Source organism: Phaeodactylibacter sp. (genome assembly GCF_040219495.1).
Taxonomy (GTDB): Bacteria; Bacteroidota; Bacteroidia; order Chitinophagales; family Saprospiraceae; genus Phaeodactylibacter.
Window position 1 is genome coordinate 1 of record NZ_JAVJSK010000030.1, and the last position, 13,742, is coordinate 13,742.

Below are 13,742 nucleotides of genomic sequence, written 5' to 3' on the forward strand. Positions count from 1 at the left end.
TTCGGGCTGCTCTTGCCAAATTTTGTCCTGCTCTTCGTTGTTCTTCGGTCACTTAGCTAAGGCTATGTTCCCTCATCACGCCTTGATCAGAACAAAATTTGGCTGCGTTCGCTCCAAAAGCAAAACCCCAACAAGCTCTAAATAGCCTGGCAGCATCTGTGGTTTGCCTATTTTGGTACATCGCCCAAAAATCTTGGATAAGCTGGAGCAGAGCGGGAAGCTCTACCCCAGCAGCCATATCGCTTAAATCAGAGGGTTGCCCCCCGGTATTGATGGCTAGTGGTCACTTCGTATGGCGTATATAATCTACGGTATCACGCTCTGTTTTGTGCAATTTGTTATACACACACCTACCACTCTCCTCATGAAACCTCCTCAAAATTCCGTATTTTTCACTCCGAACCAACCGCCTGAAAACCACATGCACTACGAACAAGCTAAAGAACTCCTCATCAACGGGAAAACCCTGGAAGCGATCGATCAGCTCCGGGAGCCTCTGCAGGGCACACCGCTATATGATGAATGGATGATGGTCCGTGCCCGCTACGAGACCCTGCGGGAACGTGAAATGAAAGGATTGTTGTCTACACAGGAAAGCCAGCTGGAGCACAATCGCATTAACGATGCCGTCCTGCGCCTGCTGGATAAAGCAGAGCAAAAAGATGAAATCCCGGTGGTACGGCAGCCCGAGCCTGTCCCGCCCCCTCCTAAAGAGGCTCGCCCAAAATGGCTGGGGTGGGGGATTGCAGCGGTTGTTATAGCGGGTATTGTGCTGGCCCTGATGTACCAATGGTCGGCCAAGCCCTCACCGCAAGTGCGGGAAACTAAGGAACGGGTAGTGCCCAAAGTGCCTTCAGAGACACAAAAAGCGGACTTGAAAACCGACATTACGCGTGCCAACCCTCAACTGATGTCCCAATACGATATCAGTAAGATTTCTGGTAACCGGGATATCCCCTTTGAGATTCATACCCTCAGCAAAACCGGCGAGGTAGTGATAGTGGAGATGACCCTGCATAACCGAACCGGGAAGCCGGTCAAGCTGGGCGAAATGCAAATGGTGCATACCGGCGACCGCTCTACCGCCACGAGCACCAACCTGAGCGGTACGATGCTGCAGCCTGATGAGAAACTCACCGATACCTTTAAGTTCCGCTGGTCGATCCCGGGCGAGCCTAAAGCCTTTCGCATGAAGCTGGACTACGTCATTCAGGGTGGGGATGGCGTACGGGCATTGAAAACGGACTTTGGAATATACAAGAAGATACAGTAGAGCTGGCGAAAATGGGGCTTTGCATCAGAATACAAAGCCCCAACACGCTCTTATTATTTGCCTTTAGCAATCATCTGCTCTACGCCGCCCGTGAATTGCTCCACAGTAGGCGTATAGCCGGTCTTGCCCAGGGCTTGAATTTCGTACTGCCCCGAGTCTTTGTTGCGGTCCAGGTTGAATACCCAGATGGTCGGGTAGCCGCGTACACCAAAACTCTGCTGCAGGGAATAATTTTGCTGCTTGATCTCCTCCGGAATCTCCTTGCGGCGTGGAAAGTCCAGCTCCAGGAGTACGACATTTTCATTGGCCCACTTTTTGAATTCCGGCTTTTGGAATACAGCCGCATCGAGTCGTTTGCACCAGCCACACCAGTCACTGCCAGTGAAATTGGCCAGAATGGGCTTACCTGTTTTCTGAGAGGTCTCATAAGCCTCATCAATATTGACCAGCCAGCCCGGCTTGGTGGCTTTGTAATCGTCCTGTGCGCAAGCGTAAGTACCCATGAGCAGGAATGCAAAAAGAATGCTGAATTGTCTCATAAATGTATTCTTGGTTTTGAACTTTCTGGATTACTTTATCTACAAAATTACAATATTACAAAAGAAAAGATGCATTCCATGTAGTTAGCGTTCTGTTAAGGGGCAGACATCCGCACCCGAAGGTAATTGGGGAAATAGTTGTTAATCCGGTTGGGCAACAGCTTGCCCCAGCCAATACCCCAGCCCTGATACTGCATCAGGTGCCAGCCCTTTTGCCCGGCCCTTGGGGGGAGGGGCGCTTTACGCAAAAAAGCGAGTGCCTCCTCTTCGTCGAGGGCGGCAACAGGTAAATCAGAGTGCAGGTGGAGGGAAAGGCTTAGGGCGTGATCCGGGACCAACTGCTTGCCTTTCATCACCCCCACCGGCGTGCCGGGGTCAATTTTGGAAAGACTCTGCGACAAAGCCCCCAACAGTGGCAGCCCTTCTTTGGGGACGGCATACAATTGCCCTTTTGGAGTGGTCAGTAGAGCCAGGCTACTGTTGGGGTCAAGCCAGGGCGCTACTGCCTGTTCGGTGGCGCCAGGCGCTTTGCTGAAGTACCGAAGGGGCGCTTTGGAGACACGCCCGGCGGGGGTGCCACTTTTGCGGAGAACCGCCAGGTAGAACCCTTCGCTCCGGGTACGGTGCGGATAAAACTGATACCCGAACCGGGTAGGTGTAATACCCCATTCCGCCGGCAGCTCAAAATTCAGCGCTTCGAAATCGCCTTTTTCCAAAATCCCTGCCACCTGTTGATCGTTCTCGCCTTCATTGTAGGTGCAGGTGCTGTAGATGAGCACGCCTCCCGGTGCTACCAACGGCAGCGTTTGCCGCACAATATCCCGCTGCCGGTTTTCGCAAATCGCTACATTTTCGGGGCTCCATTCCCGGGTGGCTTCGGGCGTTTTCCGGAACAAGCCTTCCCCAGAGCAGGGCGCATCTGCTACAACCAGGTCGAAACGGCGTGCCAGGGGCGCCAACCGCTCGCCATCAGCATGGGTGGCAATCACATTCGCCCGGCCCCACTTGGCGAGGTTGTCTTTAAGAATGGCGTAGCGGCTCTTGATGATTTCATTTGCGACGACCGTGCAATCGGTGGGCAGCGCATTGAGCAGAACCGTGGTTTTACCCCCCGGTGCACCGCAGAGGTCCAGCGCGGTGCGAAAGGTTTGCTCCCGCTGCAGTTGTTCGAGCACGTAGGCCAAGAACATAGAGCCAGCTTCCTGCACATAGTACCGGCCGGCGTGGAAGTGCGGGTCAAGCGTAAAGGAGGGGCGCTCGGGCAGGTACTGTCCGCTGTCATTCCAGGGCACAGGCGTACCCTCGTAAAGAGGCCCTGCTGCTTTGGCCCGGTTGTAGTTGATGCTCACCGGGGGCGGGCTGCTCAGCGATTGGGTAAATGCGGGCCAGTCCTGCCCTAGTTGGTCTTGCATGCGTGCTGCAAAAGCAGCGGGTAATGCCGGCATAGTTTGAGATTGAGCGGCAAAGGTATAAAAGTACTTTCTTTATACCTTACTCAGACCTTACTAAGGATGATTGCCAACACCATTGCCGTCCTTCCCTTTGTTTCCTTTACGTGAAATACACCACCCCTGAAATTGATTTGCCCCTTTTGCCCGAATTAGTTACCTTAAAGCCTAACTAAAACCTGAAATCTATGCAACTCGGAGCCTTTTCAGTAAGCCTCAACGTCAAAGACCTCGAAGCTTCCAAAACCTTTTATGAGCACCTCGGCTTTGAAGTGTTTGCCGGAGACCAGGAAAAGCATTACCTGATCATGAAAAACGGGGACACGCTTATTGGCCTTTTTCAGGGCATGTTTGAGCAAAATATCCTGACCTTTAATCCCGGTTGGGATGCCAACGCCCAAACCCTGAAGGATTTTGATGATGTGCGTGCCATTCAAAAAGCCCTGAAAACCAAAGGGCTCGAGCTGGTTAGCGAAGCGGATGAAAGCACAGAAGGCCCGGCGAGTCTTGTATTAATGGATCCGGATGGGAATCCCATATTGATTGATCAACATGTATAAATTGATGCAAAGATTGTGTTTTGCGCTGCTGTTATTGCCGGTTTTTTCCATCGCCCAGGACGGCTTCCTGCGGGGTGCAGACCTGTCTTACGTCAATGAGATGGAGGACTGTGGTGCCATGTTTAGCTCAGGAGGGGAGCCGGAAGACCCTTACCTGCTCTTTGCTGAGGCCGGCTGTGCTATCGTCCGCCTGCGTTTGTGGCACACCCCAAGCTGGTATGATACCCTCAACGCCGGTCAGCGCTATAGTGACTTTGAAGACGTCTGCCGGTCGGCGGAGCGGGCCCGGGAAGCGGGTATGCAGATCTTGCTGGACTTCCACCTGTCCGACTTCTGGGCTGACCCGGGCCGGCAGTGGATTCCCGCTGCCTGGGCTCCGGTAGCGGATGACCTGCCTGTGTTGCAAGACTCCTTGTACAACTACATCTACAGTACCCTTACCGCCATGCACGAGCGGGGGCTCCTACCGGAAATGGTACAAGTAGGCAACGAAACCAACCGGGGGATTCTGCTCCCCCAGGCGGTCAACGATGCTGGCTGGGTGCTCGACTGGGACCGCAACGGACCACTTTTTCAGTCGGGGCTGCAGGCCGTAACAGATGTGGAAGCCGCGACAGGGCAAAATATCCGGACTGCGCTACATATCGCCGGCCCGACCAATGCCCACTGGCTCATGGAAGGCTTTGCCAATCACGGCGTAACCGATTTTGATATTATCGGGCTGTCCTACTACTGGCAGTGGCATATGCCTGCCACTATTGGCCAAACCGGTAGTATTATCGGTAGCCTGCGGGAGACTTATCCCGATAAGGAAGTCATGATCTTCGAAACCGGCTACCCCTGGACATTGGACTACGCTGATGCTGCCTCCAATATCCTCACTACCGCTCATCCGGATTACGCCCCTCTGAGCCCGCAAGCTCAAAAACAGTGGATGCTGGATCTTGAAGCCTCGGTACGGGCCAATGGCGGCTCCGGCCTGTTCTACTGGGAGCCGGCCTGGGTGAGCACGGATTGTTACACGCCCTGGGGGCAGGGCTCGCATAAGGAAAATGCTACTTTCTTCGACTTTGATGGGGAAGTGCTGGACAACGGAGGGATGGATTGGTTGGGTGCTGCGCCCACATCCGTTGAGGAGGCATCACCCCGGGAGCGGCTATCCGTCCAAATGCGCTACCTCGGCAACCGTACGTTGTCGGTTGAGGTACCGCCGGGCATCTCCGACAGCCTGACCTGCCAGATTTTCAGCATCGATGGGAAAGGGGTGGCGAGCCATGCGCTCCAGCCTGGTGAAAATCAGTTGCGGCTCGCAGCACTGCCGGCCGGGCAGTACGTGGCATTGGTACAGTCGGGGCAGGCGGTGTGTTTGACGCGGTTGATCCAGTTGCCCTAATCTGCATTTCAGTTACCTCTGAGTGCAACTCAGTCGGTTGTTTTTGCCAAAACGCTGTATTTCCAGCAGTTTTGGATCAAAAGTAACTGACATGAAACCGAACTTCTTTCTCGCTTTACTGCTGATTGTCGCCAATGCCCTGCACGGGCAGTCCGAAGCCATACTGGCCGGCCGGGTTATGGCGGGTAAAGCTGAGCCTGCGGTTGGTGCCAACCTTTACATCAAAGGCTCCTTTGATGGCACCTCCACGGATGCGGATGGGCAGTTCCGGTTACCTTACCTACCGGCCGACAGCCTGGTGCTCGTGGTGTCCTATATCGGGTTTGAGCCGGTCGAGCATACTTTCACAGGGGGGCAGGACAGCCTTTGGCTGGAGTTCCGCCTGAAGCCACAGTCCACCGAATTGCAGCAAGTCGTCATTTCAGCGGGTGCCTTTGAAGCTAGTGACGAAAAGAAAGCAGTGTTGCTCAGGCCCATTGATATCGTCACTACGGCAGGCTCCAACGGCAACATCGTAGCGGCGCTGAATACCCTGCCTGGCACACAGTCCAACGCTGAAGATGGCCGCATTTTCGTGCGTGGGGGCGATGCCCACGAGACACAGACCTTCATTGACGGGCTGCGGGTGCCTAATCCGTACACGAGCAATGTGCCTGACCTGCCGGTGCGTGGGCGCTTTTCCCCCTTCCTGTTCAAAGGGACTTCCTTTAGCACCGGCGGGTACTCTGCCGCTTACGGTGATGCCCTTTCCTCCGCCCTGGTTTTGCAGACTAAAGACCTGCCGGAAGCTTCCGTAACCAGCTTGTCAATGATGACGCTTGGAGGAGGGCTTAGCCATACCGAGCGATGGGAAAACAGCGCACTGTCTGCCGGCGTGGATTACACCAATCTGGGCCCTTACACCCGGCTCGTCCCCCAGAATATCGACTGGGAAGACCCGGTCACGGCACAGGGTGCACAGGTGGGCTTCCGCCAAAAAATGGGCAATGGCGCTCTGCTAAAGGCACAAGCCAATGCACAGTGGTCGGGCTTCTCTATGCGGTACCCCCTGCCGGAGAACCCCACAGAGCAGTCCCTGCTGAGCCTGCAAAACGACAACTACTACGGCAGCGCTACCTACCATCAACTGATTAATGAGGAATGGCAACTGGACGCCGGCCTTGCCGCCGGATATGATAGTGAGCGCATTGATCAGCATTTTTCGGTTGACCGGTCAAACGCCATGATGCAGGGCCGCGCCGTTGCCATCCGCTACTTTGAAAACGACTGGGCCCTGAAGCTCGGAACGGAGTGGATACATAGTGACTTCAAAGAGCACTATCAGGAGGCCGAAACAGATATACAAAGTGCATTTCAGGAGGATTATATCTCCGCTTTTGCAGAAACGGAAGGCTACCTGGGCGAAAAAGTCGCACTGCGGGCAGGCCTTCGGGCAGAACGGTACAATCTGCTTGACGCCAACCGGTTGTCTCCGCGCCTTTCGCTGGCTTACAAAGCCGGGCAGGGCGGGCAGTTTGCTTTAGCTTACGGCCACTTTTACCAGGCGCCACAGCAAGACTGGCTGCGGTTTACCCAAAACCTGAGCCCTGAGCGGGCCGACCATTACCTGGTCAACTATCAGTACCGTAAAGGGGGGCGTACTATCCGCGCTGAGCTTTACCATAAAGCATATCAAAATCTGGTGCAGTTTCCCGCCGGTACCCCCTGGCTGGCAGAGAACTCCGGTGAGGGCTACGCCCGCGGGCTGGACCTCTTCTACCGGGACCGGGTGAGTATTCCCAATGGCGACTTCTGGGTGTCCTATTCCTACCTGGATACGGAGCGCCGATATGAAGATTACCCGGTGGCTGCCACCCCCGATTTTGCGGCAAAGCACAACCTGTCTGTAGTGTATAAGCACTGGATTCAGGAGTTGCAGACCAACTTAGGCCTTACTTATACCCTGGGCAGCCCCCGGCCCTATGATGATCCGAATACCCTTCGGTTTAATGACCTGCGTACCCCAACTTTCCAGGACCTCAGCCTGAACCTGAGCTACCTGACCGAGCTGTTCGGGCACTTTACCATCGTGCACGCCTCAGTGAGTAATGTGCTTGGCTTTGAGCAGTCCTTCGGGGAGCGTTTCAGCAATCAGCCGGACCCCAACGGGCGGTTTACTTCCACGGCTATCCGCCCGCCAGCTCCAAGGTTCTTTTTCGTGGGCGTCTTTGTCTCTATTGGCGAAGGCAGCACTTTTAGTAATTAATTTTTCACAACATAAAACCTAATATCATGAGAGCTTTAATGGTTCTTTTCAGTTTGGCACTTTCTATTTCCACCTTCGCACAAAACGACCGATACAACGCCGCCATGGAAAAAGCAGTGGGGGAGCTGCAGGCGGCTGAGCAGACCCGGGACTTTTCCACCCCGGCCAATACCTTCGAGCGCATCACCGCTGCGGCTCCGGAAGGCGAATGGCTGCCCGCTTACTATCAGTCTTACTGCCACATCATGCAGGCCGTAGGCGCTATGCAGGAGGGCAAGCCGGATCAAATCACTGCTTTTTTGGACAAAGCACAGGCGGCGTTGAACAAAGCCAAGGGAATATCGCCGGAAAACCCGGAAATTCTCGCCCTGCAGGGTTATATTTACACAGGTCATGTTTGGGCGGACCCTATGGCTAATGGGCCCATGTACAGCCCGCAGAGTGCAGTGGCTTACAAAACAGCTATGGAAGCTGGACCGGACCATCCAAGAGCCTACCACCTGATGGGGATGCACCTCTTTTATATGCCCGCGATGTACGGTGGTGGTGCAGCGCGTGCCCTGCCATACCTGGAGCAAGCTGCTGAGCGCTTCGAAAGCCACGAACCGGCTTCCGGGCTTCACCCAACCTGGGGGAGCTACTTTAATAAGCAGCTGCTGGAGCAGGCTACTGCTAAACTCGCAAAAGAAGAAAAGTAATGCCAAATCAAAAAGCAACGTGGACCAGAGATTTGAGTTGGAAAAGCCTCCTGAAGCAGTTTCTGCTGGGTGGGGGCACCATCTCCCTTGCCTTTGGCTGGCAGAGCCTTGCCGAAGGGGAATGGCTGGACTTTCTTTCGAACCTGACTGTAAACGGTACTCTCTGGGTGCTCATCGGAGTGGGGAGTGGCATGCTGGTACAATGGCTGGACACAAAGATCCCCTGGTTTGAAGCGCCTGTAAAGAGAGTAGTCGTCAGTCTGGTACTGATGGTGGTGTATTCGTTATTGGTGGCTATGCTGGTCTTGTTCCTCTACGCCGGACTGGTTTACGGAATTGCACCGCTACAGGCATTGAAAAATGTAGGCTACACCTTTCCGCTTACGGTAGTGCTCATTACCTTATTTGTAGGCACCTTCCTCCACGGCCGGGGCTTTTTCCTGGCCTGGAAAGCTGCATTTAAAGAAGCCGAAGAGCACAAGCGGGCTGCACTGGCTGCCAAGTACGAAGCCCTGAAAAATCAGGTCAATCCACATTTCCTGTTCAATAGCTTCAATGTTCTTTCTAACTTGGTTTACAAAGATGCTGACCTTGCCGCTGAGTTCATTCAGCAGTTGTCTAAGGTTTACCGGTATGTTTTGGAAACGCAACAGCAGGAGTTGATTTCTCTGGAGCAGGAGATGGAAATGCTGAAAGCCTATCTTTTCCTGTTAGAAATCCGGTTCGGTAAAGGGCTGAAGGTGGAAACCCGCGTCGAAGTCGACCCTGACGACGCCGTAGTCCCCCTGACGCTCCAAATGCTGACAGAGAATGCAGTGAAGCACAATATCGCTTCCAAAAAACAGCCCCTGCACCTGTCCATTACCCGAAAAAACGGCACCCTAACCATAGAGAATTCCCTGCAGCTCAAAGGCAATAACCAGTCTTCCCTCGGTGTGGGGTTGCCCAATATTCAGGAGCGTTACCGCTACCTCTGCGGGCAGGAGCTGCAAGTGGAAACCACTACCGATACCTTCTCGGTCAGCGTGCCTATTCTTCAACTCAAAGCACAGTAATGCGCGTACTTATTCTCGAAGACGAAGAGCTGGCTGCTGAGCGCCTGCAGCAACTGCTGGAAACCTTGCAACCAGGCATTGAAGTCCTGACCGTCCTGGATACAGTGAAGGATGCGGTCGTTTTCTTTAAAGACAGCCCGGCGCCTGATCTCGCCTTTTTTGATATTCAGTTGGCTGATGGGGCGAGTTTTCAGGTTTTTGATCAGGTGGAAGTACGGTGCCCCATCATCTTCACCACCGCCTATGATCAGTACACCCTGAAGGCTTTTAAAGTCAACAGTATTGACTATCTGCTCAAGCCGATCGGCAAATCTGACCTGCAACAGGCTTTGGCGCAGTACGATACCCTGAAAGCAAATTTCGTTCAGGAAGGAGGGCAGCTGCAGCAATTTCAGCAGCTATTGGAATCCATGCAGCGTACCTACAAAGAGCGGTTTGTAGTCAGGGCCGGGCATCAATTCCTGAGCATCAAAGCGGAACAGGTGCATTATTTCTTCACGGCTCACAAAACCACCTGGCTCCGACAGGCTGACGGCAAAAAGCATGCGGTGGACTATACCTTGGAAGAACTTGAGGCTTTGCTGAACCCCAACTATTTCTTCCGTACCAGCCGGCAATACATTGTCCACATCGATACAATCGAAAAAACGACAATTTATTCTAATGCCCGCTTGAAACTTCAGCTGAAGGATGGGGAGGAAACAACAGTAAGCCGTGACCGCGTCAGCGACTTCAGGACCTGGCTGGGCGCGTGATGGGAACACGGGGAATGGGAGGTCCGGAAATGTATCTGTGTAACTTCCCCTTTACCTACCTCACCCGGCGTTGATACGCGAACAAGTCCAGAAAGGCGCGGGCAGTTTTAGCATGCGACAAAACCGGGACCCCGTTGCGGCGGTTGCGTTTGGCAATTTGGTAGATGATGCGCCAGTGCTTTGCGAGGTCGCGCAGGGCGGCCCAATAGGTGCCACGTTGGGGGTCATAGATATGGGTTGGCTCAGAGCAGACTCCGTTGACCTCCAGGATTTTCAACCCCTCTCCCGTGTAGAGGCTATCCAGGCTTTGGCACTTGAGGTCAAAACGGCCATAGTAAAAACCTTCGATTTGTGCGCTGATCCGGTCAAAGACCTGCACCATTTGTGGGTTCACCAGCGCATTGCTGTTGATGAAACGGGTGCCTTTGGCATGGTTGCCTACAATGCCCAGGCGCACCCGTTCTCCGGTGGCGGGTGTTTGATGCAGGTGCTGGGGGTAGCGTTCCCGTATGCGCTCCAGTTGCAGAAGCGCCCGCGGGCTGCGGAGGACCAGCTCCAGTACGGTAGCCTGACCGTCGCCGGTGACGTGCAGGAACTCCTTGGTTGTCACGGAGGTGATGTGCCCATGGTCTTCACCAGGCATACGGTAGTACAGCACACCGACTTCCTCGGGCAAGCCGATGTATTCCTGAGCAATAAAAGGAATATCATAAGCCCGCAGGCATTGCATGAGCGCTGCCGTATCAGCCACCTTGTTGACGAGCAGCCCCCGAAAACCCAGGTCTGGCTTGACAATCAGCGGGAAGGTGAGCGCTCCGGCTTGCAACTGCGCTTCGGCTTCCTGCCGGGAGATGCCTGCCGGCAAAAAAACAGACTTGGGGCGGTAAGGCTCCGGCAGCAGCTGCAGGGTTTCAAATTTAGACTCCATGCCCATGCCGGCCGTGTAAATGCCCGGATTGACCGCCGACCAATAGCACATGTGGCGGGCCTTGATCATAAGCCAGATCAGATAGGGCGCAATGGGGTAGTAAAAGGCTTTCGACGGCCAGTACTCCCAGTTGCGCAGCTTAATCCTTGTGGAAGTCGAAGGCCAAAGCTTCATGGACTATAGGCAATTGTGCGGTTTTCGTTTGTTGGCGAAGGAGGTCGTGGTAGGCGAGGTCCAGCCGTTGCTTCGTAGCTTCAATACTGGTAATACTAACGGTGCGGACGATATTGTTCCGGTTCATAACCACATCATTTTCCGGGTCGCCTTCTCCGGCGGTCCGGTGCCAGTACAGGATAGCCTGTCGTTCATAAATATCCTGTTGGCTCAGCCATTCACCAAACCAATTTTTCCGTTTTTGCTGCGCCTCCGGATCATACAGGGTAGGGGAGGACCAGAGGTGCGCTTTCCCGGCATCTTTGGCATAGACACCCAGCTTTGCTCCGTCCCAGCGCAGATCGGTCACCCGCCCTCTTTCCAGCAGGAGCATCGTGAAGGGCTCCATGCCCTCAAAGGTGTATTGCTTTATAAAAGTCTCCGGTGCATCAAAACTGAAGTAGTCCAGCGCCATCAGCCCCCGGCTGCGCCGGTAGGGTGGTTCGTGCCGGTGCCTGACGTATGCCCCGTTCAGGATGCAGACGACGGTGCCATTGGTAGCTGCAACGATCCAGGTGCCTCCCGCTGTGGTGTCGCGCGGGAATAACAGCCGGGTCTTGCCCATCTGCAGGGTATCCAGGTTTTCAGGCGAACGGTGGGGCGCCTCATCCCGGTTGGAAGTCAGTAGGAAGCCTCCGTTGGATTTAGGAAGGTAAGTTACAGTACACATATCTCGTTAGGGGTAGTAAATCAATACGTCATCTTTGGGCTTGCGGTCAATATCCGGCACTTTGACTTCCTCCCCGGGGTAGCCTATGGGAAGCAGCAGGAAAGCCCGCTCATTTTCCGGGCGCTTCAAGATCGTATGCAGGAAGTTCATAGGGCTGGGGGTATGGGTCACTGCTACCAAACCAGCATTGTGAATAGCTGTAAGCAAGAAACCCGCCGCCAGGCCCGCCGACTCATTGACGTAGTAGTTTTTCTTCTTCTCCCCGTCCACCAGGTCATAGGGCTTTTTAAAGATAACAATCAGATAAGGAGCGGTCTCCAAAAAAGGCTTTTGCCAGTCGGTCCCAAAGGGCTGCAGGTCTTCCAGCCACTCTTCCGACATACGCCCGTTGTAATTGTCGTACTCCTCTTTTTCCGCAGCTTCCCGGATTTTGGTCTTCAAAGCCGGGTTTGAAACCACACAAAAAGACCACGGCTGCTTGTGCGCCCCCGAGGGTGCCGTGGAAGCGGTCATGACGATGTTCTCAATGATTTCATAGGGGACGGGCTTGTCTGAAAAGTCGCGGATAGTCCGCCGCCGGTCCATAAACTGATAGTACTCCCGGCTGCGGTTAAGCATTTCTGCCTTAGGGTATCTGATACATTTGTAGTTGATAAACTTCTGCTCCGTCGCTGACATGCTGATTGAGTTTGTGGTAGCCTGTTGCAAAGATCGCTGCAAAAGTAGATATTATTACCTAAATGAAGCGTACCTAACTGAACTTGTGAAGGTCCGCCACAACTGTAGCCCACCTGAATATTTACCGCGTAAAAAAGTCACGTTTTAAGCGGGTGTTTTCTGGTTTGAACCTTGTAGAAAAGGAGTAAATCGACTTTTTTGTTTAAAATGCCCTGTCACAGAAATATTTTTGTTATACATCCTTTTTATTCAAGTTATAGTACTTTGCAGAGGCAAGTCAGTTATGAATGATTTATGATTTACGATTTGACTTGATTAAACAAATATGTACGACCACAGAATCCTTCCCAAAAACACACTTCCGTCCTGATACCGGTTTGAGTATATCTCGACCCATTCAACAGTCAAATTGCACAGGTTTATTCAGGAGTTCCCCCCACTCTCGAATACCTCAGGGTGCAGTATTGATCTTTCAAGCACTATTCCTTTCAACACTATTTATTGTTGCTTTTGCCTTTTGGCAGAGCTAAAAATGTATTGTCTATATCCATCTACAGGCTGTGTAAGGTATCCTGTCCCCCCCCTTGTTATACCGTGTTATGCAACTTGCAGGTGTTAAGATACAGCCCATGAACATTCATTGTAAGTCGACTGCCCAAAGCGGTCAGTTTTCTGCGCGGAGGGACAGTCGACTACGTTTATGATTTATTGGGTAGCATTCCTTTTTTACCTCGCTGATAGTACCAAAATACTTTAATCATAGCTGTCCGGGGAACCAACTTCAAATTTGGAAGCACCCGTTCAAGAGGAGGAGGCGCAAGGCATTGTATTGATGTACCCGGCGGCCATTCAGGAGCGTTCGTTCCTCCGTCTATTCGGTAAGTACCTGGCCTGAGGGGACACCCTTTATCCCCTCAGGCGTGACCTTCAGGTATGAACCGGTCCCTTGCCCTAATTAACCCAAGCAAGCGTGTAAATCCTCCGTTGGTAGGCCCGTCAGGGCCTACCTTTTTGTTTGCATGCCATGCAAACCTATTCCGAAGGGCTGAAAGAAGCCCTGGCAAGTAGGAGTTACGCAGCGCGAGCGAACCGCAACTGGCCTGTATGGCGCTGCTTAATAGAGTTTATTAACGCAAATTTTGTATTTCTCTGAATGGTCTTTTTCACCAGCTCTGCATCTCGTCCTCACCTTCGTAGCTACACGAAGAAAGGGAATTAAAGGGCTCCCTTTCTGAAGTCGAGGTTCCGGGCGTTCTCCCGCTATTTTGGCGGGACAGGTCTTGATCT

At 53.3% G+C, this 13,742-nt stretch carries 12 protein-coding genes; 7 read left to right on the top strand and 5 right to left on the bottom strand.

What is annotated here, in order from left to right; all coding sequences use genetic code 11:
- Positions 1-421 precede the first annotated feature (421 nt).
- Positions 422-1,273: a hypothetical protein gene (locus RIC19_RS04595; protein ID WP_350177116.1), complete on the top strand. Its 852-nt coding sequence runs from the start codon at positions 422-424 to the stop codon at positions 1,271-1,273.
- 53 nt (positions 1,274-1,326) lie between these two features.
- On the opposite strand, the gene RIC19_RS04600 is transcribed toward RIC19_RS04595, so the two are convergent.
- Positions 1,327-1,812: a thioredoxin family protein gene (locus RIC19_RS04600; RefSeq protein ID WP_350177117.1), complete on the bottom strand. Its 486-nt coding sequence runs from the start codon at positions 1,810-1,812 to the stop codon at positions 1,327-1,329.
- 95 nt (positions 1,813-1,907) lie between these two features.
- Complete coding sequence (locus RIC19_RS04605) at positions 1,908-3,257, bottom strand: methyltransferase RsmF C-terminal domain-like protein (RefSeq protein ID WP_350177118.1); 1,350 nt, start codon at positions 3,255-3,257, stop codon at positions 1,908-1,910.
- Between the two features lie 191 nt (positions 3,258-3,448).
- Between RIC19_RS04605 and RIC19_RS04610 the strand changes: the two genes are divergently transcribed.
- The 6 genes from RIC19_RS04610 to RIC19_RS04635 all read left to right on the top strand — a co-directional run bounded on the left by RIC19_RS04610 (position 3,449) and on the right by RIC19_RS04635 (position 9,966).
- Complete coding sequence (locus RIC19_RS04610; RefSeq protein ID WP_350177119.1) at positions 3,449-3,820, top strand: VOC family protein; 372 nt, start codon at positions 3,449-3,451, stop codon at positions 3,818-3,820.
- A gap of 4 nt (positions 3,821-3,824) precedes the next feature.
- The gene (locus RIC19_RS04615) at positions 3,825-5,213 is read left to right on the top strand and encodes a glycoside hydrolase family 53 protein (RefSeq protein ID WP_350177120.1); all 1,389 of its coding nucleotides are present in this window, start codon (positions 3,825-3,827) and stop codon (positions 5,211-5,213) included.
- Between the two features lie 91 nt (positions 5,214-5,304).
- Positions 5,305-7,458 carry a TonB-dependent receptor gene (locus RIC19_RS04620; RefSeq protein WP_350177121.1) on the top strand — a complete coding sequence of 718 codons (2,154 nt, stop codon included), beginning with the start codon at positions 5,305-5,307 and terminating at the stop codon, positions 7,456-7,458.
- Between the two features lie 26 nt (positions 7,459-7,484).
- On the top strand, positions 7,485-8,156 hold the full coding sequence (locus tag RIC19_RS04625; RefSeq protein ID WP_350177122.1) for a tetratricopeptide repeat protein: 672 nt from the start codon (positions 7,485-7,487) through the stop codon (positions 8,154-8,156).
- Positions 8,156-9,211 carry a sensor histidine kinase gene (locus tag RIC19_RS04630; protein WP_350177123.1) on the top strand — a complete coding sequence of 352 codons (1,056 nt, stop codon included), beginning with the start codon at positions 8,156-8,158 and terminating at the stop codon, positions 9,209-9,211. The genes RIC19_RS04625 and RIC19_RS04630 overlap by 1 nt, the downstream gene beginning before the upstream one ends.
- Positions 9,211-9,966, top strand: coding sequence for a LytR/AlgR family response regulator transcription factor (locus tag RIC19_RS04635; protein ID WP_350177124.1), 756 nt, complete (start codon positions 9,211-9,213; stop codon positions 9,964-9,966). Before RIC19_RS04630 ends, RIC19_RS04635 begins: the two co-directional genes overlap by 1 nt.
- Positions 9,967-10,021: 55 nt before the next feature.
- Here the strand turns inward: RIC19_RS04635 and RIC19_RS04640 are convergent, their stop codons facing one another.
- From RIC19_RS04640 to RIC19_RS04650, 3 genes are read right to left on the bottom strand one after another with little or no spacing between them, the layout of a single operon-like run.
- Complete coding sequence (locus RIC19_RS04640) at positions 10,022-11,068, bottom strand: ATP-grasp domain-containing protein (protein WP_350177125.1); 1,047 nt, start codon at positions 11,066-11,068, stop codon at positions 10,022-10,024.
- Positions 11,034-11,777, bottom strand: a complete 744-nt coding sequence (locus RIC19_RS04645; RefSeq protein ID WP_350177126.1) for an NRDE family protein — start codon at positions 11,775-11,777, stop codon at positions 11,034-11,036. Before RIC19_RS04645 ends, RIC19_RS04640 begins: the two co-directional genes overlap by 35 nt.
- Positions 11,778-11,783: 6 nt before the next feature.
- Positions 11,784-12,455: a nitroreductase family protein gene (locus tag RIC19_RS04650; protein WP_350177127.1), complete on the bottom strand. Its 672-nt coding sequence runs from the start codon at positions 12,453-12,455 to the stop codon at positions 11,784-11,786.
- Positions 12,456-13,742 lie beyond the last annotated feature (1,287 nt).

Coding starts and splice junctions, on each gene's coding strand:
- RIC19_RS04595 (WP_350177116.1), top strand. CDS start 422: ATGCACTACGAACAAGCTAAAGAACTCCTCATCAACGGGAAAACCCTG.
- RIC19_RS04600 (WP_350177117.1), bottom strand. CDS start 1,812: ATGAGACAATTCAGCATTCTTTTTGCATTCCTGCTCATGGGTACTTAC.
- RIC19_RS04605 (WP_350177118.1), bottom strand. CDS start 3,257: ATGCCGGCATTACCCGCTGCTTTTGCAGCACGCATGCAAGACCAACTA.
- RIC19_RS04610 (WP_350177119.1), top strand. CDS start 3,449: ATGCAACTCGGAGCCTTTTCAGTAAGCCTCAACGTCAAAGACCTCGAA.
- RIC19_RS04615 (WP_350177120.1), top strand. CDS start 3,825: ATGCAAAGATTGTGTTTTGCGCTGCTGTTATTGCCGGTTTTTTCCATC.
- RIC19_RS04620 (WP_350177121.1), top strand. CDS start 5,305: ATGAAACCGAACTTCTTTCTCGCTTTACTGCTGATTGTCGCCAATGCC.
- RIC19_RS04625 (WP_350177122.1), top strand. CDS start 7,485: ATGAGAGCTTTAATGGTTCTTTTCAGTTTGGCACTTTCTATTTCCACC.
- RIC19_RS04630 (WP_350177123.1), top strand. CDS start 8,156: ATGCCAAATCAAAAAGCAACGTGGACCAGAGATTTGAGTTGGAAAAGC.
- RIC19_RS04635 (WP_350177124.1), top strand. CDS start 9,211: ATGCGCGTACTTATTCTCGAAGACGAAGAGCTGGCTGCTGAGCGCCTG.
- RIC19_RS04640 (WP_350177125.1), bottom strand. CDS start 11,068: ATGAAGCTTTGGCCTTCGACTTCCACAAGGATTAAGCTGCGCAACTGG.
- RIC19_RS04645 (WP_350177126.1), bottom strand. CDS start 11,777: ATGTGTACTGTAACTTACCTTCCTAAATCCAACGGAGGCTTCCTACTG.
- RIC19_RS04650 (WP_350177127.1), bottom strand. CDS start 12,455: ATGTCAGCGACGGAGCAGAAGTTTATCAACTACAAATGTATCAGATAC.